Annotated in this window: 2 protein-coding genes; both read right to left on the reverse strand. The window is 72.1% G+C overall.

All coding sequences use genetic code 11. The annotated features are described in order from the left end of the window. Positions 1-30 precede the first annotated feature (30 nt). Complete coding sequence (locus AC1MIR_RS22475; RefSeq protein ID WP_480030420.1) at positions 31-1,368, reverse strand: NAD(P)/FAD-dependent oxidoreductase; 1,338 nt, start codon at positions 1,366-1,368, stop codon at positions 31-33. A gap of 56 nt (positions 1,369-1,424) precedes the next feature. After that, positions 1,425-1,813: ATP-binding cassette domain-containing protein (locus tag AC1MIR_RS22480; protein ID WP_480030421.1), on the reverse strand; the 389-nt coding region annotated here is incomplete at its 5' end.

Genomic DNA, 1,813 nt, shown 5'->3' on the forward strand with positions numbered 1-1,813 from the left:
GGGGGCGCCCGGCGCCTGAGGGCGCCAAAATCAATGCAGCTTCACGCGCGGCTCCGTCCGCTGCGTCAGCATCCGCCCGACCGAGGCCAGCGCCGTCTTCGCCCAGCCATGCAGCGCGCGCTGGTGCATCTTGTAGAGCGAGCGGTACATCAGCCGTGCGAAATAGCCCTCCACCATCAGGCTCTTGCCCACCAGCACGCCCATCAGGCTGCCGACCGTCGAGTAGTGGCCAAGCGAGACCAGGCTGCCGAAGTCGCGATACTTGAACGGCTCGGCCGATTCGCTCTTCAGCTTGCGGCGGATCTGGCGCAGCACATGGCTCGCCTGCTGATGCGCGGCCTGGGCGCGCGGCGGCAGGAAGCCGCCCGGTCCCGGACCCGGGCAGGCGGCGCAGTCGCCGATGGCGAAGATGTCGGGGTCGCGCGTTGTCTGCAGCGTCGGCAGCACCGCCAACTGGTGCATGCGCGCCAGTTCCAGCCCGTCGAGCTGCGCCAGCACCGGCGGTCCCTTCACGCCGGCGGACCAGACGACCAGCTCCGATTCGAGCAGGCGCCCATCGGCCAGCTGCACGCCTTCCGCCGTCACGGCGCTGACCCGCGTGCCGGCCATCACCGTCACGCCGAGCCCCTCCAGCAGCTTCGTCGCGGCCTCCGAAAGTCGCTCCGGCAGGGCGGGCAGGATGCGCGGCGCGGCCTCGATCAGCGTCAGGCGCAGATCGCGCTCCGGGTCGATGCGATCCAGGCCATAGGCGACGAGTTGGCGCGTGGCGCGGTGCAGCTCGGCGGAGAGCTCGGTGCCCGTCGCGCCGGCGCCGATGATCGCGACATGCAGCTGGCCGGGGCGGATCGGCTCCGGCTGGGTCTGGGCGCGGATGCAGGCATTCAGCAGGCGGCGGTTGAAGCGGCGCGCCTGGTCCGTGGTCTCCAGCGGGATGGCGTGCTCGCGCACGCCGGGCGTGCCGAAATCGTTGGTCGTGCTGCCGATGGCGATGACCAGCGTGTCGTAGGGCTCCTCCCGCCCCGGCGTGATCTGCCGCCCGTCCTCGTCGAAGGTCGGGCCGAGCTTCACGATCTTCGCGGCGCGATCGAGCCCGATCAGCTCGCCATAGCGATAGGTGAAGTGGTGCCAATGCGCCTGCGCCAGGTAGTCCAGCTCATGGTCGTCAACGTCCAGGCTGCCGGCCGCGACCTCGTGCAGCAGCGGCTTCCAGAGATGGCTGCGCGTGCGGTCCACCAGCGTGACCTGCGCCTTTCCGCGCCGGCCGAGCGTGTCGCCGAGGCGAGTCGCGAGCTCCAGCCCCCCGGCGCCGCCCCCGACCACGACGATCCGGTGCTGTCGGGCGGAAGCTGGGGTCTGGTCGGTTCGCATCGGCACAATCCTACATCACGTCTCGCTCGCGTGATGCAATTAACTTGCCGAAAGGGTCAGCCCTCGGCGATGCGCCCGTCGCGCAGCGTCACCACGCGGTCCATGCGGGCGGCGAGGTCCGGGTTGTGGGTGGCGATCAGCGCGGCGACGCCGTGGTCGCGAACCGCATGCAGCAATTCCTGGAACACGCGGTCGGCGGTGCCGATGTCGAGATTGCCGGTCGGCTCGTCGGCCAGCAGGATTCGCGGCCGGTTGGCCAGCGCGCGGGCAATGGCCACGCGCTGCTGCTCGCCGCCCGAGAGCTTGCCCGGCCGATGCTGCTCCCGCCCCTGCAGGCCGAAGGCGTGCAGCAATTCGGCGCCGCGCGCCTCGGCCGCGGCGCGCGCGGCGCCCCCGGCCGGCGGGGGGGGGGGGGGGGGGGGGGGGGGGGGGGGGGGCCGGCGCC

The organism is Falsiroseomonas sp. RANM36, assembly GCF_056682175.1.